Source organism: Achromobacter sp. (assembly GCF_050285565.1).
Lineage (GTDB): Bacteria > Pseudomonadota > Gammaproteobacteria > Burkholderiales > Burkholderiaceae_B > Achromobacter.
Genome location: NZ_JBLZXG010000010.1, coordinates 218,067 through 243,537 on the forward strand (window position 1 = coordinate 218,067; position 25,471 = coordinate 243,537).

The 25,471-nt window shown below is 66.4% G+C and carries 26 protein-coding genes; 6 read left to right on the forward strand and 20 right to left on the reverse strand.

Translation table 11 applies throughout. From position 1 onward, the window contains the following. Positions 1–90: 90 nt before the first annotated feature. The 17 genes from ACN6O8_RS21450 to rpsB form a co-directional block, all read right to left on the reverse strand. Positions 91–480 carry a hypothetical protein gene (locus ACN6O8_RS21450; RefSeq protein ID WP_427993007.1) on the reverse strand — a complete coding sequence of 130 codons (390 nt, stop codon included), beginning with the start codon at positions 478–480 and terminating at the stop codon, positions 91–93. 119 nt (positions 481–599) lie between these two features. After that, positions 600–1,388: a TrmH family RNA methyltransferase gene (locus ACN6O8_RS21455; RefSeq protein ID WP_427993008.1), complete on the reverse strand. Its 789-nt coding sequence runs from the start codon at positions 1,386–1,388 to the stop codon at positions 600–602. Beyond that, entirely contained in the window at positions 1,385–1,993 is a 609-nt protein-coding gene (gene rnhB / locus ACN6O8_RS21460; RefSeq protein WP_427993009.1) for a ribonuclease HII, read from the reverse strand. Before rnhB ends, ACN6O8_RS21455 begins: the two co-directional genes overlap by 4 nt. Continuing rightward, entirely contained in the window at positions 1,980–3,176 is a 1,197-nt protein-coding gene (lpxB, locus tag ACN6O8_RS21465; protein ID WP_427993010.1) for a lipid-A-disaccharide synthase, read from the reverse strand. Before lpxB ends, rnhB begins: the two co-directional genes overlap by 14 nt. Next, positions 3,173–3,967, reverse strand: coding sequence for an acyl-ACP--UDP-N-acetylglucosamine O-acyltransferase (lpxA, locus tag ACN6O8_RS21470; RefSeq protein WP_427993011.1), 795 nt, complete (start codon positions 3,965–3,967; stop codon positions 3,173–3,175). Before lpxA ends, lpxB begins: the two co-directional genes overlap by 4 nt. After that, positions 3,968–4,423: a 3-hydroxyacyl-ACP dehydratase FabZ gene (gene fabZ / locus ACN6O8_RS21475; protein WP_006385190.1), complete on the reverse strand. Its 456-nt coding sequence runs from the start codon at positions 4,421–4,423 to the stop codon at positions 3,968–3,970. A 72-nt stretch (positions 4,424–4,495) separates the two neighbouring features. After that, complete coding sequence (gene lpxD, locus ACN6O8_RS21480) at positions 4,496–5,593, reverse strand: UDP-3-O-(3-hydroxymyristoyl)glucosamine N-acyltransferase (RefSeq protein ID WP_427993012.1); 1,098 nt, start codon at positions 5,591–5,593, stop codon at positions 4,496–4,498. Positions 5,594–5,607: 14 nt separating this feature from the next. Next, a complete protein-coding gene (locus ACN6O8_RS21485; RefSeq protein ID WP_427993013.1) occupies positions 5,608–6,168 on the reverse strand; it encodes an OmpH family outer membrane protein in 561 nt (186 codons plus the stop codon). Positions 6,169–6,275: 107 nt separating this feature from the next. Further along, positions 6,276–8,621, reverse strand: a complete 2,346-nt coding sequence (bamA, locus tag ACN6O8_RS21490; protein WP_427993014.1) for an outer membrane protein assembly factor BamA — start codon at positions 8,619–8,621, stop codon at positions 6,276–6,278. A gap of 53 nt (positions 8,622–8,674) precedes the next feature. After that, the gene (rseP, locus tag ACN6O8_RS21495) at positions 8,675–10,006 is read right to left on the reverse strand and encodes an RIP metalloprotease RseP (RefSeq protein WP_427993015.1); all 1,332 of its coding nucleotides are present in this window, start codon (positions 10,004–10,006) and stop codon (positions 8,675–8,677) included. A 66-nt stretch (positions 10,007–10,072) separates the two neighbouring features. Continuing rightward, positions 10,073–11,272, reverse strand: a complete 1,200-nt coding sequence (locus ACN6O8_RS21500; RefSeq protein WP_427993016.1) for a 1-deoxy-D-xylulose-5-phosphate reductoisomerase — start codon at positions 11,270–11,272, stop codon at positions 10,073–10,075. After that, entirely contained in the window at positions 11,269–12,126 is an 858-nt protein-coding gene (locus ACN6O8_RS21505; protein WP_427993017.1) for a phosphatidate cytidylyltransferase, read from the reverse strand. Before ACN6O8_RS21505 ends, ACN6O8_RS21500 begins: the two co-directional genes overlap by 4 nt. Positions 12,127–12,191: 65 nt before the next feature. Further along, on the reverse strand, positions 12,192–12,956 hold the full coding sequence (gene uppS / locus ACN6O8_RS21510) for a polyprenyl diphosphate synthase (RefSeq protein WP_427993018.1): 765 nt from the start codon (positions 12,954–12,956) through the stop codon (positions 12,192–12,194). Between the two features lie 167 nt (positions 12,957–13,123). Continuing rightward, positions 13,124–13,684: a ribosome recycling factor gene (frr, locus tag ACN6O8_RS21515; RefSeq protein WP_427993019.1), complete on the reverse strand. Its 561-nt coding sequence runs from the start codon at positions 13,682–13,684 to the stop codon at positions 13,124–13,126. Positions 13,685–13,699: 15 nt separating this feature from the next. Beyond that, positions 13,700–14,416, reverse strand: coding sequence for a UMP kinase (pyrH, locus tag ACN6O8_RS21520; protein ID WP_427993020.1), 717 nt, complete (start codon positions 14,414–14,416; stop codon positions 13,700–13,702). Between the two features lie 97 nt (positions 14,417–14,513). After that, positions 14,514–15,392 carry a translation elongation factor Ts gene (gene tsf, locus ACN6O8_RS21525; RefSeq protein ID WP_427993021.1) on the reverse strand — a complete coding sequence of 293 codons (879 nt, stop codon included), beginning with the start codon at positions 15,390–15,392 and terminating at the stop codon, positions 14,514–14,516. Between the two features lie 181 nt (positions 15,393–15,573). After that, positions 15,574–16,323 carry a 30S ribosomal protein S2 gene (gene rpsB, locus ACN6O8_RS21530; protein WP_427993022.1) on the reverse strand — a complete coding sequence of 250 codons (750 nt, stop codon included), beginning with the start codon at positions 16,321–16,323 and terminating at the stop codon, positions 15,574–15,576. A gap of 224 nt (positions 16,324–16,547) precedes the next feature. Between rpsB and ACN6O8_RS21535 the strand changes: the two genes are divergently transcribed. From ACN6O8_RS21535 to ACN6O8_RS21560, 6 genes are all read left to right on the forward strand, one after another. Next, positions 16,548–16,808: a hypothetical protein gene (locus ACN6O8_RS21535; RefSeq protein WP_427993023.1), complete on the forward strand. Its 261-nt coding sequence runs from the start codon at positions 16,548–16,550 to the stop codon at positions 16,806–16,808. A gap of 361 nt (positions 16,809–17,169) precedes the next feature. Further along, positions 17,170–17,991, forward strand: coding sequence for a type I methionyl aminopeptidase (gene map, locus ACN6O8_RS21540; RefSeq protein WP_427993024.1), 822 nt, complete (start codon positions 17,170–17,172; stop codon positions 17,989–17,991). A 19-nt stretch (positions 17,992–18,010) separates the two neighbouring features. Then, positions 18,011–20,617: a [protein-PII] uridylyltransferase gene (locus ACN6O8_RS21545; RefSeq protein ID WP_427993025.1), complete on the forward strand. Its 2,607-nt coding sequence runs from the start codon at positions 18,011–18,013 to the stop codon at positions 20,615–20,617. Between the two features lie 71 nt (positions 20,618–20,688). Continuing rightward, positions 20,689–21,402, forward strand: coding sequence for a MarC family protein (locus tag ACN6O8_RS21550; protein WP_427993026.1), 714 nt, complete (start codon positions 20,689–20,691; stop codon positions 21,400–21,402). Between the two features lie 66 nt (positions 21,403–21,468). Next, positions 21,469–21,954: a disulfide bond formation protein B gene (locus tag ACN6O8_RS21555; RefSeq protein WP_427993027.1), complete on the forward strand. Its 486-nt coding sequence runs from the start codon at positions 21,469–21,471 to the stop codon at positions 21,952–21,954. Positions 21,955–22,020: 66 nt separating this feature from the next. Then, a complete protein-coding gene (locus ACN6O8_RS21560) occupies positions 22,021–22,521 on the forward strand; it encodes a M48 metallopeptidase family protein (RefSeq protein WP_427993028.1) in 501 nt (166 codons plus the stop codon). A 64-nt stretch (positions 22,522–22,585) separates the two neighbouring features. On the opposite strand, the gene purF is transcribed toward ACN6O8_RS21560, so the two are convergent. The 3 genes from purF to ACN6O8_RS21575 are packed head-to-tail and all read right to left on the reverse strand — an operon-like array spanning position 22,586 to position 25,458. After that, a complete protein-coding gene (gene purF / locus ACN6O8_RS21565; RefSeq protein ID WP_427993029.1) occupies positions 22,586–24,106 on the reverse strand; it encodes an amidophosphoribosyltransferase in 1,521 nt (506 codons plus the stop codon). A 30-nt stretch (positions 24,107–24,136) separates the two neighbouring features. Next, a complete protein-coding gene (locus ACN6O8_RS21570) occupies positions 24,137–24,625 on the reverse strand; it encodes a CvpA family protein (protein WP_427993030.1) in 489 nt (162 codons plus the stop codon). Further along, positions 24,625–25,458, reverse strand: coding sequence for an SPOR domain-containing protein (locus ACN6O8_RS21575; protein ID WP_427993031.1), 834 nt, complete (start codon positions 25,456–25,458; stop codon positions 24,625–24,627). Before ACN6O8_RS21575 ends, ACN6O8_RS21570 begins: the two co-directional genes overlap by 1 nt. Positions 25,459–25,471: the final 13 nt, after the last annotated feature.

A 25,471-nucleotide genomic window follows, 5' to 3' on the forward strand; every position in this document is an offset into this window, starting at 1 on the left:
CCATTGGCGCGCCCTTGCCGGGCGGAAGAGAATTCGCTTTCACGCATCGTGTCGACCCGGCAGATGCCTGCCGGCGCGTGAACCCTGCGGTCATTGACGCATGCCGACGGGCAGCGCCACCGGGCGAATCAGCGCGACGTAGCCCCGTTCCTCCGGTAGATAAAACCCCACCAATTGACCCGACGAGGCCACCAGGTAGGCTTCGGTTCTCCTGGGCGCATGCACGTTGAACTGCCCGCCCAGGGGCCGGTAGACATCCCCTTGCACGATGGCACCCACGCGCCGCCATTGCGAGGCAGCCGGCAGCGTCACCACGGCTTCGGCAGGTAGCGCGCCGACCACGGCGCGGGAAAGTTGAATCACGTTGGCGGACTCGGCCGCCGCGACCGGCACCAGACTGGCCGGCTCTGGCCTGCCCGATGCGCAGCCCGCCAACAACAGCGCGGCGGTCGACATGGCAAGCAACTTCCCGAACTTCATGCGCTCTCCTGGGCGGATTTCATGTGGCGCCGACGACGGCGTGCGGATCATGAACAACGCGAGAGTATAAGCGGGGACGGGTCCCCGACTACGGCGTCACGGGCCAAGACGGGACGGAATCAGCGCGATGCGGCCGCCAGCGCCTGGCGGCGCTGTTCGAACAGGCAGATGGCAGCGGCCGCGCCCACATTGAGCGACTCCACCGCCGCCCTATCGTGTGGAATTCGCACCTTGAGGCGGGCGGCCGCCAGCAGATCCGCGGCCACGCCCTGGCCTTCGTGACCGAAGACCCAGGCACAGCGTTCAGGCAGGCGGCCCGCATACAGATCCTGGGCGCCGTCAAGCGCCGTGGCCACCAGCGGCACACGCAGTCGCGGCAACAACGCCGCCAGATCCACGTGCTCGTGAATCGTCAGCGCGAAATGCGCGCCCTGCCCGCTGCGCAGCACCTTGGACGACCAGGCGGCGGCCGTGCCGGTGGCCAGGAACACACGCTTGACGCCGGCCGCGGCACAGGTGCGCAGCAAGGTGCCGACGTTGCCCGGGTCCTGGATGCGATCGAACAGCACGCAATTCTCGTCCACCGCGTCCGGCGGCGACGGCAGCGGCGGCGTCACCACGAAGGCCACGCCCTGCCCGCTTTCGACACTGGCCAGCGCCTGCATCAGGCGGGCGTCCAGCGCCAGGCAGCGCGCATCCGGCACCGCGGCCGCCAGCGCCGCGATATCGGGCTGGCCCAGCCGCTCGACATCGAAAATGGCCTGGTCTGGCGCGCCGTGATGCTGCAACCACGCCTGGCACAGATGCACGCCGTCCAGCAGCACGGGCGCGCCGCGTTTGCCGGCGGTGCCCGCCAGCTTGGCGAGCGCCTTGACCGCGGGGTTGTCGCGGGAACTGATGTGCTTCATGGCGCCAGGCCGAAGGCCTTGATGGGCGCAAAACTGCGGCGATGCTCGGCGCACGGGCCGTGCTCGCGCAGCATCTGCAGGTGCAGCGCGGTGCCGTAGCCCTTGTGCTGGTCGAAGGCGTACTGCGGATAAAGGGTATGCAGACGCAGCAGGTCGGCATCGCGCGCGGTCTTGGCCAGGATCGACGCGGCGGAAATGGCCGGCACCAGGGCGTCACCCTTGATCACCGTCTGCACCGTGCAGTCCAGCTTGGGCGCCTGGTTGCCATCGACCAGCGCCAGTTGCGGCGCCAGCGACAAGCCCTCGACGGCGCGGCGCATCGCCAGCAGGGTCGCCCGCAGGATGTTCAGGCTGTCGATCTCGGCCACGCTGGCGCTGGCGACACACCATGCCAGGGCATGCGCCTGAATCTCCAGCGCGAGCGCTTCGCGGGTAGCGGCCTTGAGCACCTTGGAATCGGCCAGGCCATCGATCGGCCGGGCGGGATCGAGGATCACCGCGGCGGCATAGACGGCGCCGGCCAGCGGACCGCGGCCGGCCTCGTCGACCCCGGCCGTGACCAGCGCCGGCTGTGGCGGCGCGGCGAACAGATCAGGCTGCTCCACCTGCCACCTCCAGAATCGCCTGGGCCGCCAGTGCCGGCGTATCGCGCAGCAGTTCCTGGTGCAAGGCCGTGAAACGCGCCTCGATGCGGGCCGCCAGGGCGTCGTCGGTCAGGGCCGTCCAGGTGGCCTCGGCCAGCTTTTCCGGCGTGGCGTCGTCCTGCAACAGCTCGGGCACGGCGAAATCGCGCAGCAGCACGTTGGGCAGGCCCACCCACGGCAGGTAGGGCCGCTCCTGACCGGACTTCCATGCCATGATGCGCCGCATCAGCGGCGACAGCACGTACGAAATCACCATGGGGCGCTTGTACAGCGCCGTTTCCAGGGTGGCGGTGCCGCTGGCCACCAGCACCGCGGTGCTGGCCTCCATCACCGACCACGCCACCGGCGCCTGACGTTCGCCGCCCTCGCCGTGCAGGTCCTGGGCGGTGACGCAGCGCAGTCCCGGCACCGGATACTTGGCCAGGATCGCCTGGAACTCGGCGCGGCGCTGGTCGTTGACCATCGGCACCACGCATTGCAGCGCCGGATCGCGCTTTTGCAGCATCTGCGCGGTTTGCAGGAAGCGCGGCGCCAGCAGGCGGATCTCGGAGGACCGGCTGCCCGGCAGGATCGCCAGCACCCGCGCGTCCGGATCGATGCCCAGCCGCGCGCGCGCGGCGGCCCGGTCCGGCCGCATCGGCACGGCGCCGGCCAGCGGATGGCCGACATACGTGACCGGAATGCCTTCCTTGCGGTAGATCTCTTCCTCGAACGGAAACAGCACCAGCATGTGCGAAACCGATTCGCGGATCTTGTGGATGCGGTCGTAGCGCCAGGCCCAGATCGACGGGCCGACGAAATGCACCGTGGGCGTGCCGGCCTGGCGCAACTGGTGTTCCAGGCGCAGGTTGAAATCCGGCGCGTCGATGCCGACGAACACCGACGGCGGCTCGGCCAGCCAGCGGCGCGACACGTCGCGATAAGTGCGCAGCAGGCTGGGCAGGCGCTTGAGCGCATCGACATAGCCGAACACGGTCAGCGCATGCATCGGGTGCCAGGTGTCGAAATCGCGCGCCTGCATCTGCGGGCCGCCGATGCCTTCGCACCGCACGCCCGGGGCGCGCTGCTGCAAACCGGCAATGATGCGCCCGGCCAGCAGGTCGCCCGAGGGCTCGCCGGCCACCATGCCGATCCGCATGTTCATGGACGGATGATGCCGCGGGACGAGACGTCGAGGAAATCCAGCAGCGTCTGCAGGTGCTCGGCGACTTCGGGCTCGGCCTGCTGGCGCGCGCGCAGTTCGGCGCGCGCGTCGTCCAGCGACAGGCCGCGACGGTAGATGATCTTGTAGGCGTCGCGCAGCGCCGACACCTGGGCCGGCGTGAAGCCGCGGCGTTTCAGGCCCTCGACGTTGACGCCCACCGGCCGGCACGGATTGCCCGCGGCCAGCACGAACGGCGGCGTATCCTGCATCAGCGAGCTGTTGCCGCCCGTCATGCTGTGCGCGCCGATGCGCGAGAACTGGTGCACGCCGGTCAGGCCGCCAACGATGGCCCAGTCGCCCACGTGGACGTGGCCACCCAACTGCACGGAATTGGCCAGGATGGTGTTGTTGCCCACGTGGCAGTCGTGCGCGACGTGCACGTAGGCCATGATCCAGTTGTCATCGCCCAGCGTGGTGGCGCCGCCATCCTGCACCGTGCCGGTGTTCAGCGTCACGAACTCGCGCACGGTGTTGCGGTCGCCGATGACCAGCCGGGTCGGCTCGCCCTTGTACTTCTTGTCCTGCGGCATGCCGCCGATCGAGCAATACCGGTAGAAACGGTTGTCGCGCCCGATGGTGGTCACGCCATCGACCATGCAATACGGGCCGAGCTCGGTGCCGGCGCCGATCGTCACATCGGGGCCCACGACGCAGAACGCGCCGATGACCACGCTGGGGTCGATTTTCGCCGCCGGATCGACGACGGCGGTAGGATGGATATTTCCTGCCATTTACTCTTCCAGGCTGCGGATCGCGCACATGAGCTTGGCCGACGCCACTTCCTGCCCGTCCACCGTGGCACGCGCCTGGTACTTGCAGATGCTGCGGCTCAGGCGCTCGGCTTCGACTTCGATGCGCAATTGATCGCCCGGCACCACCGGACGGCGGAAACGCGCGCCATCGATACCCACCAGGTAATAGGCCGTCTTGGCGCCTTCGCACTTCAGGCCGCCATTTTCGTCGGTGAACGAGAACAGCGCCGAAGCCTGCGCCATGGCTTCCACGATGAGCACGCCCGGCATCACCGGATGATGGGGAAAGTGACCGTTGAAAAACGGTTCATTGATCGAGACGTTCTTGATGGCGACGATGGACTTGCCGGGCACCATTTCGACGACGCGATCAATCAGCAGCATCGGGTAACGATGCGGCAGCCTCTCCATGATCCCCTTGATGTCGAGTTCCATTTTTCTGTGAATTCCTGCGAAATGAAATAAATCTTGCGGCGCCGGACGCGCCCAGGACGGCGTGGCTGCGCCCTAGTCTTTTTCCAGCGTCCGCACGCGGCGGCGCAATTGCGCCAACTGTTGTATCACGGCGGCGTTGCGCTGCCATTCGCCATGCTCCGCATAGGGGTACACCCCGGTATAGCGGCCAGGCTTGGAAATATTGGACGTCACTGCCGTGCCGCCCGAAATGTGCACGTCGTCGGCCAGCGTCAGGTGCCCCGACAGCATCGCGGCGCCGCCGATGGTGCAACGCTCGCCGATGGTGGTGGAACCCGCCACGCCGACGCACGCCGCGATCGCGGTATGGGCGCCGATGCGGCAGTTGTGGGCCACCATGATCTGGTTGTCGAGCTTGACGCCATTGCCCACCACGGTATCTTCGAGCGCGCCGCGGTCGATGGTGGTATTGGCACCGATTTCGACGTCGTCGCCCACCGACACCCCGCCCAGCTGGGGAATCTTGCCCCAGGCGCCCTTGCCCAGCGACGGGTCCGGCGCGAAGCCGAAGCCGTCGGCGCCAAGCACCGCGCCGCTGTGGATGATGGCCCGCGCGCCGACCTTCACGCCTTCGTACAGCGTGACGTGGGCATGCAGGCGGCTGCCGGGGCCGACCGAGGAGCCGGCGCCAATCACGCAACCGGCGCCCAGCACGCTGCCGCGGCCGATCCGCGCGCCCGATTCGATCACGCAATTCGGACCGATTCGCACATCTTCCTCGATGTGCGCGTCGGGCGCGACCACCGCGGACGGATGCGTGGCGGCCGTCAGCGGCGGACGCCGCGCGGCGTCAAACCACTGGGCCACGCGGGCATACAGCAGATAGGGATGCTTGCAGACCACCAGCGTGAAGCGTGGCCGGTCGGCGCCAGGCGCCTCCAGCGTCTCGGCCACGTCGGCCGAAACGATCACCGCCCCCGCCTGCGTGCCGGCAAGCTGGCTCTGGTATTTCGGATTGGCCAGGAAACTGATTTCCTGGCCACCGGCCGAGGCCAGGGTGCCGATGCCGCGAACCCGCAAAGGCTCCGCGCCAGCGGGCGCGCTGATGCGCCAGTCCATGCCCTGCGTATCGGCGGCGCTCAGCAGCGCTTCCAGCGTCGGGGCACGGGCTAGATCCAGTAGAACCGGCATACGACGACTGCGGCTTACTTGCCCAGGCTCTGGATCACCTTGTCGGTGATGTCGATGCGCGGGTTGACCGTCACGGCGTCCTGGATGATCAGGTCGTAGTTTTCCTGCTCAGCGATGCGCTTGATGGCCTCGTTGGCCTTCGTCACGATGCTGGAAAACTCTTCGTTGCGACGGCGGTTGAAGTCTTCCTGGAACTCGCGGCGCTTGCGCTGCAGGTCGGTGTCCAGGTTGGACAGTTCGCGCTGGCGCTTGACGCGATCGGACTCCGACAGCACGGGGGCGTCCTTGTCGAACTTTTCGGCTTGCGAGCGCAGGGTGGAGTTCAGACGCTGGAGCTCGTCGTCGCGCTTCTTGAATTCGGCTTCGATCTTGCTTTGCGCGGTCTTGGCCGGGCCGGACTCACGCAGGATCCGCTCGGTGTTGACGAAGCCGATCTTGGTGTTTTGAGCCTGAGCGGGCACCGCCGCGACGGAACCGAGAATGAGCGCACCCACCAGGGCAATGGAGCCGCCCAGCTTGCCACGGCGGTTGGCACGCGGCGTGTTCGATGATTTAAGTGCGAAGTCAGACATCATGAAAATCTCACCTTCCAATAAGGCAAAGCCAAAGTGTGTATTGTGCCACTAAACGGCGCACGGGCCGGGCCACGGGGGCCCTCCCTTGTTTTCAAGCGTAACGCCGCTTAGAACCCGGTACCGATCTGGAACTGGAAGCTCTGCTTGTCGTCGCCCGGCTTGGCATTGAGCGGACGGGCATACGACAGTTGCAGCGGCCCCATCGGCGACTGCCACGACAGGCCGATACCGGCCGAGAAGCGCCAGCCGCAAGGATCGTCCACCTCGCTGCCCGGCTTGCCGCGGGTGCAAGACAGACCGCTGCCCGCGCCCACCTGGCCCGCGTCGCTGAAGATGAACCAGCGCAGCGTGCGGTCCTTGGACGCGCCCGGGAACGGCAGGTACAACTGGGCGTTCGCCACGATGCGGCGCGAGCCGCCCAGGTAGTCGCCCGTGACCGGGTCGCGTGGGCCCAGCGACGAACCTTCGTAGCCGCGCACCGTGCCGATACCGCCGGCGTACACGTCCTTGATGATCGGATAGTCCTTGCCACCGTAGCTCTGGCCCCAGTCGACCATGCCGTTCAGCGCCAGGGTGTACGAATTGCCCAGCGGGATGAAGTACTGCTGCTGGCCGGTGAGCATGTAGTACTTCAGGTCAACCGTCGAGAAGTCGCTCTTGAGGCGGGTGTACGAACCTTTGGTCGGCGCCAGGGCGCTGTCGCGGGTATCGTTGGACCAGCCGGCGGTGAAGATCACCGAGTTGGTCGAATCGCCGTACTGATTGACGAAGTTGCGGTAGGCCAGCGGCGAATTCGAGAACAGGTCGATCTGGTTGCGCTCGAGGTTGGCGCCCAGGAAGATCCGGTCGTACTCGGAGATCGGCACCCCGAAGTTCATGCCCAGGCCCATGGACTTGACGCGGTAGTCGCCGTCGTTGTTGTTCCAGGGTTCGGTCACGCGATAGTAGGCCGACGTGGTGCGGCTGATGCCGTCCTTGGTCCAGTACGGGTCGGTATGCGACAGCACCACCGCGCGGTTGCTCTTGCTGGTGTTCAGCTGCAGCGTCAGGTTGGTGCCGCTGCCGAACACGTTGTCTTCGCTGATACCGGCCGACAGAATCGCTTTTTCAGACGAACCGTAGCCCACGCCCAGGTTGATCATGCCGGTGGGCTTTTCCTTCACGTCGACGTTGACGTCGACCTGGTCGGGCGAGCCCGGCACCGGATCGGTCTTGACGTTGACGTCGCTGAAATAGCCCAGGCGGTCGACGCGGTCGCGCGAGGTCTTGATGTCCTTGGCGTCGTACCAGGCGGCTTCCTGCTGGCGCATTTCGCGGCGCACGACTTCGTCGCGGGTGCGGGTATTGCCGCCGATCTGGATGCGGCGCACGTACACCCGGCGGCTCGGATCGACGTAGAACGTCAGGTCGGCCTCGTGCTTGGCGCGGTCGAGCTGCGGGTTCGGGTTGACGTTGGCGAACGCGTACCCCAACTCGCCCAGGTAGTCGGTGATGGCCTTGGCCGAGGCGTTGGCCTTGGCGGCCGAGAACGTCTCGTCCGGCTTGACCTGGACCAGGGCGTTGATTTCCTTGTCCAGGCCGAGCAGGTTACCGGCCAGCTTGACGCTGCGCACCTTGTACGGCTCGCCTTCGTGGACGGTGATGGTGATGCGGATGTCCTTGCGGTCCGGCGAGATCGTGACCTGGGGCGGCTCGACCGAGAACTCGAGGTAGCCGCGGTCGAGGTAGAAAGAGCGCAGGCGTTCGAGATCGCCCTCGAGCTTTTCACGCGAGTACTTGTCGGTATCGGTGTACCAGGTCAGCCAGCCGGGCGTGGTCAGCTTGAATTCGTCGAGCAGGTCGCTTTCCGAGAAGGCCTTGTTGCCGACGAAGCGGATTTCCTGGATGCGGGCGACCGAGCCTTCGAACACGTCGAAGCTGACGCCCACGCGGTTACGCGGCAGCGGCGTCACGGTGGAGGTCACTTCGACCCCGTACTTGCCCTTGGACAGATACTGCTGCTTGAGTTCGTATTCGGCGCGCTCGAGCATGGAGCGGTCGAAAATGCGGCCTTCGGCGAAGCCGACCTGCCCCAGCGATTTGGTGATGGCCTTGGAATCGAATTCGCGCATGCCGTTGAAATTCACGGATGCGATCGTCGGACGTTCCTGAACCACCACGACCACGACGTTATTGTCGGTCTGGATCTGCACGTCGGTGAAAAAGCCGGTGCCGTACAGGCGACGGATCGCCTCGGTGGCTTCTTCCTCGGTGAATTTCTCGCCCACCTTGACCGGCAGATAACCGAAGACGGTGCCCGCGTCGGTACGCTGGATCCCCTCTACGCGGATATCCCGCACGACAAAAGGGTCGAAGGCGTGAGCCATGCCTGGAAGCAGCAATGCGGCGATCAGACTCGGCAGTACGCCCGGCAGTACACCCTTTTTGTGATGAAACATCCGGCGAAAAGACATCCTTGAGTATCCTCGGTCGTGCAAATGGCGGGGGATTTTATGCTAATTGGCGCTTAAGTGAACAAGCGCGTGAAATCATTAAACAGCGCAAGCCCCATCAGGCTTGCCAATAAACCAATGCCTGCGCGCTGTCCGATATCGATCCACCGTGCGGGCGGCGGACTGCCCCGCACAATTTCGACGAGATAGTACAGCAGATGGCCCCCGTCCAGCATAGGAATGGGCAGCAAATTTAATACGCCGAGGCTGATACTGATCAACGCGATATAGGCGATATACGCAACAATGCCGATCCGGGCGGTCTGGCCGGCGTAATCGGCGATGGTGACCGGGCCGCTGACATTGCGCCAGGACACATCGCCCGTGACCATCCGGCCCATCATGCGCAGCGAGAACAAGGCGGTGTCCCAGGTGCGGACCGCGCCGCGCCAGAGGCTGTCGAACACGCCATAGCGCACCGTCACCATCGGCACGTCGCCGCCCAGTTGGACGCCCAAACGGCCGATGACCTGGCCATTGACCGTCTCGGCGCGCGGCGTGACATTCACGGAAACCTGGGCGCCCTCACGCGCCAGCGTCAGCGCCAGTGTCTTGCCGGCGCTTTCCTGGATCTGCCTGACCAGCGCGCCGGTATCCGGCGTGGGCTGGCCGTCGACGGCCAGGATCAGGTCACCCGGGCGCAGACCGGCCGCCTGCCCCTCGCCACCGTCGTTGACGACACGCACGGCGGGCTTGGGTTGGGCCAGGCGGATGCCGGCCGCCAACAGCGGATCGCCACCAGCCGGATCCATGGCGTTGGCCGGCAGGGTCAGCTCGCGCGGCTGCGGGGCGCCGCCGGGCGTAGCGACCTCGATCCGGCTGCGGCCGCCCGTAGCCATCACGTCCATCAGACGCCAGCGCGCATCGGACCACGAGGCGACTTCCTGGCCGTCGATGGCCAGGATGCGGTCGCCGGCGGCCAGGCCGGCGCGCGCGGCAGGCGTACCGGCGGCGGGCTGGGCAATGACAGCCACTGGCTCCTCGGTGCCCGCCATGTTCAGGCCGGCATACAGGAAGACCGCCAGGATGAGATTGAAAATGGGACCGGCGGCGACGATCGCGATGCGCTTGCCGACGGATTTGTTGTTGAACGCGCCCGCCGCTTCGGCGGCACTGGCGCCGGCCGGGGCGTCGTCCTGCATTTTGACGTAGCCGCCCAGCGGCAGGGCCGAAAGTGCCCATTCGGTGCCATGGCGGTCGGTACGGCGCAGGATCACCTTGCCGAATCCGACCGAGAATCGCAGCACTTTCACGCCGCAAAGGCGCGCCACCCAGTAATGCCCCAACTCATGGAAGATGATCAGGGAGCCAAGCGCGACGGCAAAGGCCAGCAGGGTGAAAAGCATCGGGGTCAGAAAATCCAGGAATCGGCGACGACGCGGGCCGGTGCGGTCATTGGCAGTCGCGCCCCGTCACGCCAGGCCCAGGTTGCCGGCGTAGGCGCGCGCGGCGGCATCCAGCGCCAGCACATCGTCAAGACTGTTGAGCGTAACAGATGATTGCCCCCCCTGCCACTCCAGGGTCGCCTCGATCACGCGCGCAATCCAGGTGTAACCCAGACGGCCCGCCAGGAATGCCTCCACCGCCACTTCGTTGGCGGCATTGAGCGCGATGCAGGCGCCCTGCCCGGCCCGCAGCGCGGCGAACGACAATGCCAGACAGGGAAAGCGCGCCAGATCCGGTTTCTCGAAGTCGAGCCGGCCCAGGCGCGTCAGATCGAGCGGCCCGACGCCGCTGGCCAGCCGCTCGGGAAATCCCAGGCCATAGGCGATCGGCGTGCGCATGTCGGGCTGACCCAGTTGCGCCAGGATCGAGCCGTCGTCGTATTCCACCATGGAGTGGATCACGCTCTGCGGGTGCACCACCACCTCGATGCGCTCGGGCGGCATGGCGAACAGCCAGTGCGCTTCGATCACCTCCAGGCCCTTGTTGAGCATGGTGGCCGAATCGACCGAGATCTTGCGGCCCATGCTCCAGTTGGGGTGGGCGCAAGCCTGAGCGGGCGTCACCTCGTGCAGATCCTCGACGTCGCGGCCACGGAACGGGCCGCCCGAGGCGGTCAGCAGCAACCGCCGCACGCCCGGCGCTGGCGCATCCGGCGCGCCGGCCCGGCCGCCGTGCGGCATACATTGGAAAATTGCATTGTGTTCGCTGTCGATTGGCAGCAGTTCGGCGCCGTTGTCGCGAATTGCCTGCATGAACAGCGAGCCGGCCGCCACCAGGGCTTCCTTATTGGCCAGCAGCACCCGCTTGCCCTGGCGCGCCGCTGCCAGCGCCGCCGGCAGTCCGGCCGCACCGACGATGGCGGCCATGACCGAATCGCACTGCGGGTCGGCCGCGGTGTCGGCCAAGGCCTGCGCCCCGACGCGGATCTCGGGCATGGCCTGGCCCGCCGGCCAGGCCGCGATGAACTGGCGGCGCGCCTCGGCATGGGGCACCACCACCACCGCCGCGCGGCTGGCCAGCGCCTGCTCGGCCAACCGCTGCATGCGGCTGTAGGCGGACAAGGCGTAGACGCCCAGCCGGTCGGGATGGCGGGCGATCACATCCAGCGTGCTTTCACCGATCGACCCGGTCGACCCCAGCACCACGACGCGTTGAAAAGCCGTCAAAACAACACTCCAGACAAAATTAGCGCGAATGGCGCGACCGGGAGGATCGCGTCGATACGGTCGTAGACGCCTCCATGGCCCGGCAGCAGCGCGCTGGAATCCTTGCGCCCGGCGCGGCGCTTGAGCAACGATTCGAACAGGTCGCCGACAATGGACAGCACGCCCAGCACGGCGGCTATCGGCAAGGCCAGCCAGAAGCTCCAGCGCGCCACCAGGGCGTGGCCATAGGTGCCTTCCCAGAGGCTCGACAAACCGATCCAGATGACCGCGCCAAGCACACCCGCCACGGCGCCGGCTACCGTCTTGCCCGGGCTCACCCGGGGGGCCAGTTTACGCTTGCCGAAAGCGCGGCCGGCAAAATAGGCGGCAATGTCGGCCACCCAGACCAGCGCCAGCAGCGACACCACGAAGACCGCGCCGCGCGCGATGTAGCCTTGCGCCAGCACGGCCCACGCAACAAACGCCGCCGGCAGCGAGAACAGCGACCAGCCCAGGCTGGCCGGGGCCGCGCCGGACTGGCCGCGCACCACGGCGGTGGTGGCGCCGAACAGCCATACCAGCGCCACCAGCGGGGTCGCGTAGCGCAGGATCCAGTCGGGATCGGCCAAACCGGCGCGGTGGCCCGCCAGCCAGGCGGACGCCAGGGCCAGCATGGCCGCGCACAACAGCACGGGAATGCCGATGGCGATCAGGGGCGACGGCGGTTGCGGCAGCGTCAGGCGCAGCCATTCCCAGTTGGCGCAGGCCGCCGCCAACGCCAGCAACGCCACGAACCACCAGGGATTGGCGCTCATCATCGTGGCCGCCAGGACGGCGAGCAGGATGACGGCGGTAACGATACGCTGGCCCAACATATGACGGTCTCCTCAGGGTCGACCCGGCGTTGCCCCGTGCGGCACGCGGCACGCGGAGCGCCGGGTTATTTTCCGCTACTCTCGTTGAGCTGGGCGCTGGTGCGGCCGAAACGGCGCTCGCGCGTCCGATACCATTCGAACGCCTGGCGCAGTTCATCGGCGCCGAAATCCGGCCAGAAGCGGTCGGTGAAATAGAACTCCGCGTACGCCATCTGCCAGATCAGGAAATTGGAAATGCGCTGCTCACCGCCGGTGCGGATGAACAGATCGGGCTCGGGCGCCCAGGACATGGACAGATGCCGCGCCAGGCGCTCTTCGTCGACCCGCTCCGGATGGGCCGCCAGGCTGGGTTCGGCCGCCAGCATCGCGCGGGTGGCCTGCAGGATGTCCCAGCGGCCACCGTAATTGGCGGCCACCGTCAGGTGCAGGCGGTCATTGTGGGCGGTGCGGGCCTGGGCCGCGGCGATCAATTCCTGCAAGCGTGGCTCGAAGGCCGACAGGTCGCCGATCACGTGCAGGCGCACGCCCTGCTCTTGCAGCTTGCCGACCTCGCGCTCGAGCGCCTGCACGAACAGGCGCATCAGCAACGACACTTCCTCGGCGGGCCGACGCCAGTTCTCCGAACTGAAGGCGAACAGGGTCAGATAGCGCACCCCGGCGCGGCCGCAGGCCTCGACCACGCGGCGCACCGCCTGCACACCCTTGGCATGCCCGGCCGTGCGCGGCAGCAGCCGCCGCGTCGCCCACCTGCCGTTGCCGTCCATGATGATGGCCACGTGCTCGGGGGTATCGCGGGTATCGGGAACCGCTTGGGTGGAACTGGTTGCCATGGATCGTGGAAGCGCCGTCGACCGGCGTAAAACAGGGAAATACGGGAAAAACCGGCGCCGTCGACCCACCGCCGCACAGGCATGCCGCGTAGCGATGGATAGGACGGCGCGAAAACAGGAATCCTGGCGCCAGGCGAGCCGCTGCGGCCCGCCCGGCACTGCAAGGATTATACGGTCATGATTTCCGCTTCTTTTTGCGTGACCATCTTGTCGATGTCGGCCACGTTGCGATCCGTCAGCTTCTGGACGTCGTCCTGGGCGCGACGCTCGTCGTCCTCGGAGATTTCCTTGTCCTTGACCAGCTTCTTCAAGGCGTCGTTGGCTTCGCGACGCAGGTTGCGCACGGCCACCTTGGCGTCTTCGCCTTCGCTGCGCACCACCTTGGTCAGGTCGCGGCGGCGCTCTTCGGTCAGGGCCGGCATCGGCACGCGAATGGTGTCGCCCATGGACATGGGGTTCAGGCCCAGGTCCGACTCACGGATGGCCTTCTCGATGGCGGCGGCCATGTGCTTTTCGTAGGGCTGGACGCTGATGGTGCGCGCGTCGATCAGGTTCACGTTGCCGACCTGGCTGATCGGCACGGGCGAACCGTAATACTCGACCTGCACATGGTCCAGGATGCCGGTGTGGGCGCGGCCCGTGCGGATCTTGGCCAGGTTGGTCTTGAGCGTGTCAAGCGACTTGGCCATCCTGGCTTCGGCGGATTTGCGGATTTCTGCGACGCTCATGGAATTTCCTTTTCTTTAAACGTGTACCAATGTGCCTTCGTCTTCGCCGCTGACGACACGCTTGAGCGCGCCCGACTTATTGATCGAAAACACCTTGATCGGCAGCTTCTGGTCGCGGCACAGGGCGAACGCCGTGGCGTCCATGACCTCCAGGCGGCGGACGATGGCCTCGTCGAAGCTGATGCGCGCATAGCGCGTGGCGGTGGGATCCTTGTTGGGATCCGCGCTGTAGATGCCGTCGACCTTGGTGGCCTTCAGCACGATCTCCGCGCCGATCTCGGCGCCACGCAGGGCGGCCGCGGTGTCGGTCGTGAAGAAAGGGTTGCCGGTGCCCGCGGCGAAGATGACGACCTTGCCTTCTTCGAGATAACGCAGGGCCTTGGGGCGGATGTACGGTTCGACGACCTGATCGATGTTCAGGGCCGATTGCACGCGGGTGTCGATACCCTTGTGCTTGAGCGCGTCCTGCAGGGCAAGCGCGTTCATGATGGTGGCCATCATGCCCATGTAGTCGGCGGTGGCGCGGTCCATGCCCTGCGCACCCGGGGCGACGCCACGGAAGATGTTGCCACCGCCGATGACGATGGCCAATTCGACGCCGGTGGCGGCGACTTCGGCGATCTCATCGGTCATGCGGACGATGGTGGCGCGATTGATGCCGAATGCATCGTCGCCCATCAGCGCCTCGCCGGAAAGTTTGAGAAGAACCCGTTTGTATGATCTGCTGCTCATAGGTGATATCCCGAAGAACATTCCGACGAAAGTGTAAGACAAGAAATAGGCCGGACTAGAAAATATCTAGCGCCGGCCTGTAAGCACTACCCTGAGATCAGGCGCGGCCGGCGGCGGCGGCGGCAACCTCAGCGGCGAAGTCGCTGGTCTTCTTCTCGATACCTTCGCCGACGACGAACAGCACGAACTTGCTGATCGAGGCGCCCTTGGCCTTGAGCATCTGTTCGACGGTGTTCTTGTCGTCCTTGACGAACGGTTGCGACAGCAGCGTCACTTCCTTCAGGAACTTCTGCACCGAGCCTTCGACCATCTTGGCGACGATTTCAGCCGGCTTGCCCGATTCGGCGGCCTTCTGCTCGGCGACCGAGCGTTCGGCGGCGATGTCGGCCGGGTTCACGCCGTCGGCGTTCAGGGCCTTGGGCTTGGTCGCGGCGATGTGCATCGCCAGGTCCTTGCCCACTTCCTCGGCGCCCGAGTACTCAACCAGCACGCCGATGCGGCCGCCGTGCACGTAGCTGGCCAGCGCGTTCGGGGTCTCGATGCGCTCGAAACGGCGGATCGCCATGTTTTCGCCGATCTTGCCGATCAGGGCGGTACGGGTGGATTCGACCGTGCCGTCGCCGTAGGGCAGCGCCGACAGCGCAGCCACGTCGGCCGGGTTCTGCGTGGCAACCAGCTCGGCCAGCTTGTTGACGAAGACGACGAAGTCGTCGTTCTTGGCGACGAAGTCGGTTTCGCAGTTCACTTCGATGACGGCGCCTTGCTTGGCATCGGCCGAAATGAACAGGCCGATCAGGCCCTCGGCGGTGACGCGGGCGGCGGCCTTGCTGGCCTTGTTGCCCAGCTTGACGCGCAGGATCTCTTCAGCGCGGGCCAGGTCGCCTTCGGCTTCCGTCAGGGCCTTCTTGCACTCCATCATGGGCGCATCGGTCTTCTCGCGCAGTTCCTTGACCAGGGCGGCGGTAATTTCAGCCATGTTAGCTCCAAATTTTGCTAAGACATGCCCCGGCGGGCCGGGGCAGTGGTGTGATTCGATGAGACGTCCGCAAGCTGCGGATGAGGAAGGTGGGAGCCCACCTTCGCACTGCCGGCGAGGTGGGGGTGCGCCGCATTGCGCGGCCGCCCCCAGACACTAACCGCCGGACATGACAGCAGGCTTAGGCCTGGTTGTCCTGCACTTCGACGAACTCTTCCTGGCCTTCGCCGATTTCCTCGACCAGACCGTTCAGGTTCTGTTCGCGGCCTTCCAGCACGGCGTCGGCGATGCCCTTGGCGTACAGCGCGATGGCCTTGGCCGAGTCGTCGTTGCCGGGGATGACGTAGTCGATGCCTTCGGGCGAGTGGTTGGTGTCAACCACGGCGACCACGGGGATGCCCAGGGTCTTGGCTTCGGCGATGGCGATCTTGTGGTAGCCGACGTCGATCACGAACATGGCATCGGGCAGACCGTTCATGTCCTTGATGCCGCCGATCGACTTGTTCAGCTTGTCCAGTTCGCGTTGGAACAGCAGGCCTTCCTTCTTGATCATGCGCTCGGCGCCGCCTTCGGCGACCACGGCTTCCATGTCCTTCAGGCGCTTGACCGAGGTCTTGACCGTCTTGAAGTTGGTCAGCATGCCGCCGAGCCAGCGGGCGTCGACGAAGGGCATGCCGCAACGGGCGGCTTCGGCGGCGACCAGCTCGCGAGCAGCGCGCTTGGTGCCGACGAACAGGATGTTGCCGCCGCGAGCAGCCAGCTGCTTCACGAACTTGGTGGCTTCCTGGTACTTATCAACCGTCTTTTCGAGGTTGATGATGTGAATCTTGTTGCGATGGCCGAAGATGTAGGGGGCCATCTTGGGGTTCCAGTAACGGGTCTGGTGACCGAAGTGGACACCCGCTTCCAGCATTTCGCGCATCAAAGACATAACTTTCTCCAAGGGTTGATTTCTTGCGCCGCACCTGCATCAGCCTGTGGCTGACACCCTGGGTGGTGTTGCGCGCGATTTCCCGCGACCTCGCGGGATGAATAACGATTTTAACCGGGCCGGCCGATCACTGCCGCAATACTCCGACGCTGCCGGGCATATGCCCCGCGCGCCTGCTGCTACGCTGCCGCGATAAACCCAGACGGCCGCCACGACAAAGCGCCTTGCACCACCTGCACGCATTGCGCCGTCCGACCCGCCAGGAAATTCCTGGCAGTTTCTTCCAGCGCACCCGGACCTGTTTTGTTGGCAGCGAAATCCAGTTCACTCGCGCCCTGGTTTTTCAACCACTGGTTTTGCAACCATCGCGCGCATCAGTCGCCGGGGGCGTCTCTTCAGGAAGAACGGGGTTTTTCAAGAACCGGGTTTTCCAAGAAATTAAGCCGGCAGCCGCCTTGAACCTGCATCGCTGCTCGAAAACATGACCGGGCTTGCGAGCACGCAGCGCCCCGACCTGTGTCGATGCCAACGCCCCAACCCGCCCTGGCCCGCCGCCCTCTTGCGCCCGCTGCGCCGCCGGCTTCCCGGAAACTCCGCGGCTGGCCCGACCTTCCACCACAACCTTCGCTTGCGATGAAACTCCGGAACCCGCCACCGATCTCACGAAAAGCGGTGCGGCCCAACATACGTAATGCAGACAACCAACCAGGTGACCTGAAGCATTCCATCCTCACCCGCCGGGATCGGCGCTTGCCGCTACCCAGATTGCTCCCCAAAATTTTAGGGAAGCCTATAATTCTACTATTCTTTCAAGCAGACATTCAAGCGAGATCCGCCAGTCATTCCATGGGCACCATTACCAATCCGGCCGACCTGGCCAAGATGCGCGCAGCCTGCCAGGACGCCGCCAAAGTCCTCGATTTCATCACCCCCTACGTCAAGCCTGGCGTCACCACCGGGGAACTGGACCGTCTCTGCCTGGAATACCTGACCGACGAACTCAAGGTGAAGTCCGCCACCGTCGGCTACGCCCCGCCCGGCTACCCGCCCTTCCCTGGCGCCATCTGCACGTCGGTCAACCACCAGGTGTGCCATGGCATCCCGGGCGACAAGGCGCTCAAGAACGGCGATTCGCTCAATATCGACGTCACCATCATCAAGGACGGCTGGTTCGGTGATACCAGCCGCATGTATGCCGTGGGCGAGCAGTCGATCCTGTCGCGCCGCCTGACCGACATCACCTTCGAGTGCATGTGGAAAGGCATCCAGCAGGTCAAAAACGGGGCCACATTGGGCGACATCGGCCACGCCATCCAGAAGCACGCCGAGGCCAATGGTTTCTCGGTGGTGCGCGAATTCTGCGGCCACGGCATCGGCCAGCGCTTCCACGAAGACCCGCAGGTGCTGCACTATGGCAAGCTGGGCACGGGCGTGAAATTAGTGACGGGGATGCTGTTCACCATCGAGCCGATGATCAATGCCGGCCGCCGCGAGATCCGCCAATTGTCCGACGGCTGGACGGTCGTGACGCGCGATCACAGCCTGTCGGCGCAATGGGAGCATGCTGTCTGCGTCACCGACACCGGCTACGAGGTTCTGACCCTGTCGCCCGGCATGCCCCAGCCGCCCGCCTTCATCACCGAACCGATCGTCATTCCCGCCGTCTGACCCCGGCCCGCCCGCCACCATGACCGCCGACATCCTCAGCACCCTGCGCGAACGCATCCAGGAATCCCGGCGCGCCGCGGTGGCTCAGTTCCGCGAGCACGAACGCCCCGACACCCTGCTGGGCGAATTACGCCGCATCGTCGACGCGGCGCTGCGGGACCTGGTCAAGCATTACCCGCTGCCGGCCGGCGCCACGCTGGCCGCGGTGGGCGGCTACGGCCGCGGCGAACTGTACCCGCATTCCGACGTCGACCTGCTGATCCTGCTGCCGCACGCGCCCAATGCCGAGGACGAAGCCGCCATCGAGCGCCTGGTGGCCTCGCTCTGGGATCTGGGCCTGGAGCCCGGCCACAGCGTGCGCACCATCGAGGACTGCGAGCGCGAGGCCGACGCCGACATCACCGTCGAAACGGCGCTGCTCGAATCGCGCTGGTTGGCCGGCAGCCGCGCGCTGATGAAGAAATTCGAGGCCGCCACCCGGTCGCGTCTGGACGCGCGCGCCTTCTTCCGCGCCAAGCGCGTCGAGATGCAGCAGCGCCACGCGCGCTATCACGACACGCCCTACGCGCTCGAACCGAACTGCAAGGAATCGCCCGGCGGCCTGCGCGATCTGCAGGTGATCCTGTGGATGGCGCGCGCGGCCGGCTTCGGCGAGAACTGGCGCGCTGTGGCGCAGGCCGGCCTGCTGACGCCATCCGAGGCGCGCGACCTGCGCAAGGCCGAACAGGCCTTCAAGCGCCTGCGCATCGAACTGCACCTGCTGGCCCGGCGCCGCGAAGACCGCGTGCTGTTCGACCTGCAACCGGCCCTGGCCGAGGTCTACGGCATCCACGCCACCGCCACGCGCCGCGGCAGCGAACTGCTGATGCAGCGCTATTACTGGGCCGCGCGCCTGGTGACGCAGCTCAACGGCATCCTGGTGCAGAACATCGAGGAGCGGCTGTTCCCGCGCCCCGACAGCGACGCGCGCGACATCGACGACGATTTCCGCAACCTGCGCGACCGCCTCGACATCATCCGCGACGACGGCTTCGAGCGTAATCCCACGCTGCTGTTGCGCGCCTTCCTGGTGATGCAGCAGCATCCCGAGCTGACCGGCATGTCGGCGCGCACGCTGCGCGCCATCTGGCACTCGCGCCACCGCATCGACGCGCAGTTCCGCCGCAATCCGGTCAATCGCAAACTGTTCCTGCAGATCCTGCAGCAGCCGCGCGGCATCGTGCACGAACTGCGCCGCATGACCATGCTGAACATCCTGCCGCGCTATCTGCCGGTGTTCCGCCGCATCGTCGGGCAGATGCAGCACGACCTGTTCCACGCCTACACGGTGGACCAGCACACGCTGGCGGTGGTGCGCAACCTGCGCCGCTTCACCATGCCCGAGCACGCCCAGGAGTATCCGCTGGCCAGCCAGCTGATCGCCGGCCTGGGGCGCCATTGGCTGCTGTACGTGGCGGCGCTGTTTCACGACATCGCCAAGGGCCGCGGCGGCGACCACTCCGAGCTGGGCGCGCGCGAGGTGCGCAAGTTCGCCCACGACCACGGCATGGAACCCGAAGACGCCAGGCTGGTGGAGTTCCTGGTGCGCCAGCACCTGTTGATGTCGGCCGTGGCGCAGAAGCGCGACCTGTCCGACCCCGCCGTGGTCCGGGAGTTCGCCGCCACGGTCAAGGACGAACGCCACCTGACGGCGCTCTACCTGTTGACGGTGGCCGATATCCGCGGCACCAGCCCCAAGGTCTGGAACGCCTGGAAGGGCAAGCTGCTCGAAGACCTGTACAAACTGACGCTGGCGGCGCTGGGCGGCGCCCATGCCGATGCCCACACGGTGCTGACCGAGCGCAAGGAAGAGGCGGCGCGCCTGACGCGCCTGGCCGGCCTGCGCGACGACGCCCGCGAGGCCTTCTGGAACCAGCTCGACGTGGCGTATTTCCTGCGCCATGACGCCTCCGACATCGCCTGGCACACGCGCCACCTGTACCATCAGGTGGCGCCGCCGCATGCGGTGGTGCGGGCGCGCCCCACCGAGCAGGGCGAAGGCCTGCAGATCATGGTCTACACCCGCGACGTGCCCGACCTGTTCGTGGCGATCTGCGGGTATTTCGACGCCAAATCGCTGTCGGTGCAGGACGCGCGCATCCACACCACCCGCCATGGCTGGGCGCTGGACAGCTTCATCGTGCTGCTGCCGGAGGGCGCCAACGACCTACGCGCACAGGCCACGCTGGTCGAACACGAACTGGCCGAGCGCCTCAAGGACACCAAGGCCGCGGCCCAGTTGCCGCCGGGCCGTGGCGGCTATTACGGCCGCGGGCGCCAGTCGCGCATGTCGCGCGTGTTCCCGATCATGCCCCAGGCCGAATTGCAGCCCGACGAACGCAGCACCTCGTGGCGCCTGTCGGTCACCGCGACCGACCGCCCCGGCCTGCTGCACGCCCTGGCGCGGGTTTTCGCCCAGCACGAGGTCAACTTGCTGATGGCCAAGATCATGACGCTGGGCGACCGGGTGGAAGACGTGTTCATCGTCGACGGCGCGGCGCTGGCGCGCCCGCGCAGCCAGATGCAGTTCGAACGCGACATCCTGGACGCGCTGGCCGGCGACGAGGCCCGCCAGCAGGCCGCCTGAAGCCGCGCGCGCCATCGCCAGACCGCCGCCGACCGCATACAATCCGGTTTTCGGCTTGGCGATACCTGGCGATGGAGCTAAACGAATACTTGCGGGTGCTGGGAACCAGCTTCTTCTTCGCGCTGGCCACGCTGCTGCCGTTCCTGAACCCACCGGCGATCGCCCCCATCTTCCTGTCGCTCACCGAAGGCGCCTCGTCGGCGACCCGCACGGTGCTGGCCAAGCGCGTGGCCATCAACGTCGGATTGATGCTGATCGTGGCGATGGTGGCGGGCAACGTGCTGCTGAGCTTCTTCGGCATCTCGCTGTCGATCGTGCGGGTGGGAGGCGGCATGCTGGTCATCGCCAGCGCCTGGCGCCTGGTGAACTCGCCCGACGCCGACACCGAGCGTGTCGCCCGCATGGCCGAATCGTTCACCCCCGAAATGGCCAAGGCGCGCGCGTTCTATCCGCTCACCTTCCCCATCAGTTGCGGCCCGGGCTCGATCGCCGCGGCCATCACCGTGGGCGTATCGCTGCGCGACCAGAACCACGTGCTGAGCCTGCTGCGGCTGGGCGGCTCGATCCCCGGCATCGTGGTCGTTTCGCTGACGTTGTACGTCTGCCTGCGCTTTGCCGCGCAGATGCTGCACCGGCTGGGCGATAATGGCACCGCCGTTTTCATGCGCATGTCGGCCTTCATCATGCTGTGCCTGGGGGTGCAGATCTTCTGGGAAGGCTCGCGCGAGCTGCTGCTGGGCGTCTTGCAGCAGGTCATGCAACCCATTCCGATTCCCAAGGCCTAACGCCTGGCGACCGGATCGGCCATCCCCGGGGCGCCTGCCCCCACGAACCCTTACCTTGCAACAACCATGACTTCTCGTTCAGAACGCCTGCTCCGCCTGATCGCCCTCTTCTGCTTCGGCGCCGTCGGCATCGCCCTGGTCTCCCAGTATGCCTTCGACATGCCCCCTTGCGCCTGGTGCGTGCTGCAGCGCCTGATCTACCTGGTGATCGGCGTCATCGCCCTGGTCGGCGGCTTCGGCGGCGGCCGCGCGCTGACGCGCATCTGCGCCGCGCTGGCCGCGCTGCTGTCGATCAGCGGCGTCGCCGCGGCCTGGTACCAGTACACCGTGGCCGCCAAGATGCTGTCGTGCGACCAGACCTTCGCCGACCGCTTCATGACCGGCATCGGCCTGGACGGCGGCGTGCCGTGGCTGTTCGGCATCTACGCCACCTGCATGGACGCGGTGGTGCCGGTGCTGGGCATCGAATATGCGCTGTGGAGCCTGGCGCTGTTCGTGATCCTGCTGCTCATGGCCCTGCCCGCCGTATTCGGCCGCGGCCGCGCCGCCTGAGCCGCGCCTGCCGCCTTGGGCATAACGCCGCGCCGCGCGCGCGGCCCTTGCCGTTTTCCCGACACCATGAAATACCTGACCGGTTATCCGGAATCGCTGCTGGCGCAGGCCCGCGCGCTGCTCGACCAGGGCCGGCTGGGGCCGGCGCTGCGGGCCCGCTATCCCGCCGGCGCGCACGGCGTGCGCACCGACAAGGCGCTGTACGACTACGTGGTGGACCTGAAGAACACCTACATCCGCAACGGCGCCCCGCTAAGCAAGATCACCTTCGACAGCAAGATCCACGTGATCCAGCACGCGCTCGGCCAGCACACCTTCATCTCGCGGGTCCAGGGCGGCAAGCTCAAGGCCAAGCACGAGATCCGCGTCGCCACGCTGTTCAAGACGGTGCCCGAGGAATTCCTGAAGATGATCACGGTGCACGAGCTGGCGCACCTGAAGGAAAAGGACCACAACAAGGCCTTCTACAACCTGTGCCGGCTGATGGAGCCGCAATACCACCAGTATGAATTCGACCTGCGGCTATACCTGACCCACCTGGAGGCCACGGGCGACAGCCTGTGGTGACAGGCGCCAGCCGATAAAAAAAGCCGCTCCCGGGAGAGCGGCTTGGTCAGCGGGCGTGCCGCCGTCAGGCGTCGTTGGCGGCGTAGCCCATATTGAACTGCAGGCCGCTGGCGCCTTCGCCATCGCCTGGCTCGGCGCGGGCCTGGCCCAGGCGCGTCAGGTATTCGGCGGTGATGTCGCCCGTGATGTACTCGCCGTCGAAGCACGAGGCTTCGAAGCGCGACAGCTTCGGGTTGAGGTCGCGCACGGCCTGCTGCATGTCGTGCAGGTCCTGGTAGACCAGGCTGTCGGCGCCGATCGCGCGGGCGATTTCCTCGTCGCTGCGGCCGGTGGCGATCAGTTCGCTCTGCGTCGGCATGTCGATGCCGTAGACGTTGGGGAAGCGCACCGGAGGCGCGGCCGAGGCGAAGTACACCTTGTTGGCGCCGGCGGCGCGCGCCATGTCGACGATCTCGCGGCTGGTGGTGCCGCGCACGATGGAGTCGTCCACCAGCAGCACGTTCTTGCCCTTGAACTCCATGCCGATGGCGTTGAGCTTCTGGCGCACCGATTTACGGCGCACGGCCTGGCCGGGCATGATGAAAGTGCGGCCGACGTAGCGGTTCTTGATCAGGCCTTCGCGGTAATCCAGATTCAGGCGCGCGGCCAGCTGCATGGCGGCCGGACGCGAGGAATCGGGAATCGGCATGACCACGTCGATGTCGCCCAGGCGCATGTTGCGCGCGACCTTGTCGGCCAGGTATTCACCCATGCGCAGGCGCGCGTCGTACACCGACACGCCGTCGATCAGCGAATCGGGGCGGGCGAAGTAGACGTATTCGAAAATGCAGGGCACCAACTGCGGATTGTCGGCGCACTGGCGGCTGACGAAACGGCCGTCCAGGTCGATGAACACCGCTTCTCCCGGCTCGACGTCGCGCACGAAGGCAAAGCCGCTGCCTTCCAGGGCCACGGATTCCGAGGCCACCATCCATTCGACGCCTTCGTCGGTTTCCTGGCGGCCGATGCACAGCGGGCGGATGCCGTTGGGATCGCGGAACGCCAGCAGGCCGTAACCGGAAATCTGCGCCACCACGGCGTAGGCGCCGCGCACGCGCTTGTGCACGGCGGCAACCGCGCGGAACATGGCGTCGTCGTCGAGCGAGACGCCGCTGGCGGCCGACTGCAGCTCGTGGGCCAGCACGTTCAGCAGCACTTCCGAGTCGGAATTGGTGTTGATGTGGCGACGGTCGACGCGGTAGAGCGATTCGCGCAGTTCGCGCCAGTTGGTCAGGTTGCCGTTGTGGGCGAACATGATGCCGAACGGGGCGTTGACGTAGAACGGCTGGGCCTCTTCCTCGCTGGCGCTGGAACCGGCGGTGGGATAACGCACCTGGCCCACGCCCGAGGTGCCCGGCAGGGCACGCATGTTGCGCGTGCGGAATACGTCGCGCACCAGGCCGTGCGCCTTGTACATATTGAACTGGTTGCCTTGCGACGTCGCGATGCCCGCGGCGTCCTGCCCGCGATGCTGCAACAGCAGCAAGCTGTCATAGAGCAGCTGGTTGACCGGCCCGCGCCCGATGACCCCTACGATTCCACACATGGTGAGATTTCCTGGTTGATGTGAAGCTAATCAATACGGCAGCCATGTCGCCAGGGACGGCGGCAGCCACGTCTTGATATGTTTGATGGCCTCGATGGCCGAATGCGAAAACATGGCGTCCCGCCACCACGGCTCCTGCGGCAGCGGCGTGTACCCGGCGGCGGCGACCAGCGCCAACACGATCAGCAACCCGCGCGCCAGGCCGAACATGCCGCCCAGGCCGTGATCGGCAGGGCTCAGCCCGGTGCTGCGGATCAAGGCGGCAAGCGTCATGTTGACCAACCCCACGCCGAGCAGCACGATAATGAAGACCGCCGCGTACGAGACACCCATGCGCAGCAGCGTTGTTTCGATATAGGGCTCCAGCCAGGCATAGACCGTGGGCCCCCACCAGATCGCGGCCACGAAGGCCAGCAGATACGCGACCAGCGACAGCACTTCCTTGAGCAGGCCGCGCACCAGGCCCAGCACACCCGATACCACCAGGATGGCCAGCACGACGAAGTCGAAGCCGGTCACTACTGGGCGGCAATGAAACCGTTGTCATAGCCCAGGGTGCGCAACCGCGCCTGGGCCGCCTGCGCCGCCTCGCGCGAGGGGAACGGCCCCACCCGCAGACGGTACTGCTGCTTGCCTCCGATGGAAGCCTGTTCGACGAACGCGTTGGTCACCCCGGCCTGATGCAGCTTGGCGCGACGCGACTGGGCATCCTCGGACGTGGTGTAGGCCGCGATCTGCAGCACGAAATTGCCCTTGGCGGCCTGCGGCTTGGGGGCCGCGGTGGCGGCGGGCGCCGAACGGCCTTCGAGCAACGCCAGGGCGCGCGCGCCGTCGTCCGAACGCTGCTCGGGCTTGGGCGCGGCCGGCTTGGGTTCGGGTTTGGGTTCCGGCTTGGGCGGCGTGGCCGGTTGCGTGCGCGGCGGCGTGGTGGCGGCGACCTGTGGCGGCGTGGCCGGCGGCGTCGCGGCCGATTGCGGCGGGGTAGCCGGCGGTGGCGTGGTCTGCGGCTGCGCCGAGGTGACCGGCGGCGGCGTCGGCACGGCCGCGGGATCGGTGGGCGCGGTGCCCGGCGCCGGGGTGGCGGGCGCCGCGACCTGCGGTTCGCTCACTTGCGGCTGGAACGGCGTGTTGCGCTCCGGCACCTTGATGGGAATGTTGTCAGCGACGGGCGTCGGCTGGGAATCCAGCACCATGGGCAGGATGATGACGGCGGCCAGCACCAGCGCGATGGCGCCGGCCAGCCGGCGCCGGGCACGCCCGCGCAACTCCGCAGCCTGGACCTCGCTGGGCACCGCCGCTCGCTTGGAGGGCGGCGCCTGGTCGGCAGGATCTTTGCGTTTGAAAAAACCCATGGGAGAGAATTCC

What these genes read in the sequence shown, in the direction of transcription:
- ACN6O8_RS21450 (WP_427993007.1), bottom strand. Translation starts at nt 480, where the DNA reads ATGAAGTTCGGGAAGTTGCTTGCCATGTCGACCGCCGCGCTGTTGTTG.
- ACN6O8_RS21455 (WP_427993008.1), bottom strand. Translation starts at nt 1,388, where the DNA reads ATGAAGCACATCAGTTCCCGCGACAACCCCGCGGTCAAGGCGCTCGCC.
- lpxB (WP_427993010.1), bottom strand. Translation starts at nt 3,176, where the DNA reads ATGAACATGCGGATCGGCATGGTGGCCGGCGAGCCCTCGGGCGACCTG.
- lpxA (WP_427993011.1), bottom strand. Translation starts at nt 3,967, where the DNA reads ATGGCAGGAAATATCCATCCTACCGCCGTCGTCGATCCGGCGGCGAAA.
- fabZ (WP_006385190.1), bottom strand. Translation starts at nt 4,423, where the DNA reads ATGGAACTCGACATCAAGGGGATCATGGAGAGGCTGCCGCATCGTTAC.
- lpxD (WP_427993012.1), bottom strand. Translation starts at nt 5,593, where the DNA reads ATGCCGGTTCTACTGGATCTAGCCCGTGCCCCGACGCTGGAAGCGCTG.
- ACN6O8_RS21485 (WP_427993013.1), bottom strand. Translation starts at nt 6,168, where the DNA reads ATGATGTCTGACTTCGCACTTAAATCATCGAACACGCCGCGTGCCAAC.
- bamA (WP_427993014.1), bottom strand. Translation starts at nt 8,621, where the DNA reads ATGTCTTTTCGCCGGATGTTTCATCACAAAAAGGGTGTACTGCCGGGC.
- rseP (WP_427993015.1), bottom strand. Translation starts at nt 10,006, where the DNA reads ATGCTTTTCACCCTGCTGGCCTTTGCCGTCGCGCTTGGCTCCCTGATC.
- ACN6O8_RS21505 (WP_427993017.1), bottom strand. Translation starts at nt 12,126, where the DNA reads ATGTTGGGCCAGCGTATCGTTACCGCCGTCATCCTGCTCGCCGTCCTG.
- uppS (WP_427993018.1), bottom strand. Translation starts at nt 12,956, where the DNA reads ATGGCAACCAGTTCCACCCAAGCGGTTCCCGATACCCGCGATACCCCC.
- frr (WP_427993019.1), bottom strand. Translation starts at nt 13,684, where the DNA reads ATGAGCGTCGCAGAAATCCGCAAATCCGCCGAAGCCAGGATGGCCAAG.
- pyrH (WP_427993020.1), bottom strand. Translation starts at nt 14,416, where the DNA reads ATGAGCAGCAGATCATACAAACGGGTTCTTCTCAAACTTTCCGGCGAG.
- tsf (WP_427993021.1), bottom strand. Translation starts at nt 15,392, where the DNA reads ATGGCTGAAATTACCGCCGCCCTGGTCAAGGAACTGCGCGAGAAGACC.
- rpsB (WP_427993022.1), bottom strand. Translation starts at nt 16,323, where the DNA reads ATGTCTTTGATGCGCGAAATGCTGGAAGCGGGTGTCCACTTCGGTCAC.
- map (WP_427993024.1), top strand. Translation starts at nt 17,170, where the DNA reads ATGGGCACCATTACCAATCCGGCCGACCTGGCCAAGATGCGCGCAGCC.
- ACN6O8_RS21545 (WP_427993025.1), top strand. Translation starts at nt 18,011, where the DNA reads ATGACCGCCGACATCCTCAGCACCCTGCGCGAACGCATCCAGGAATCC.
- ACN6O8_RS21550 (WP_427993026.1), top strand. Translation starts at nt 20,689, where the DNA reads ATGGAGCTAAACGAATACTTGCGGGTGCTGGGAACCAGCTTCTTCTTC.
- ACN6O8_RS21555 (WP_427993027.1), top strand. Translation starts at nt 21,469, where the DNA reads ATGACTTCTCGTTCAGAACGCCTGCTCCGCCTGATCGCCCTCTTCTGC.
- ACN6O8_RS21560 (WP_427993028.1), top strand. Translation starts at nt 22,021, where the DNA reads ATGAAATACCTGACCGGTTATCCGGAATCGCTGCTGGCGCAGGCCCGC.
- purF (WP_427993029.1), bottom strand. Translation starts at nt 24,106, where the DNA reads ATGTGTGGAATCGTAGGGGTCATCGGGCGCGGGCCGGTCAACCAGCTG.
- ACN6O8_RS21575 (WP_427993031.1), bottom strand. Translation starts at nt 25,458, where the DNA reads ATGGGTTTTTTCAAACGCAAAGATCCTGCCGACCAGGCGCCGCCCTCC.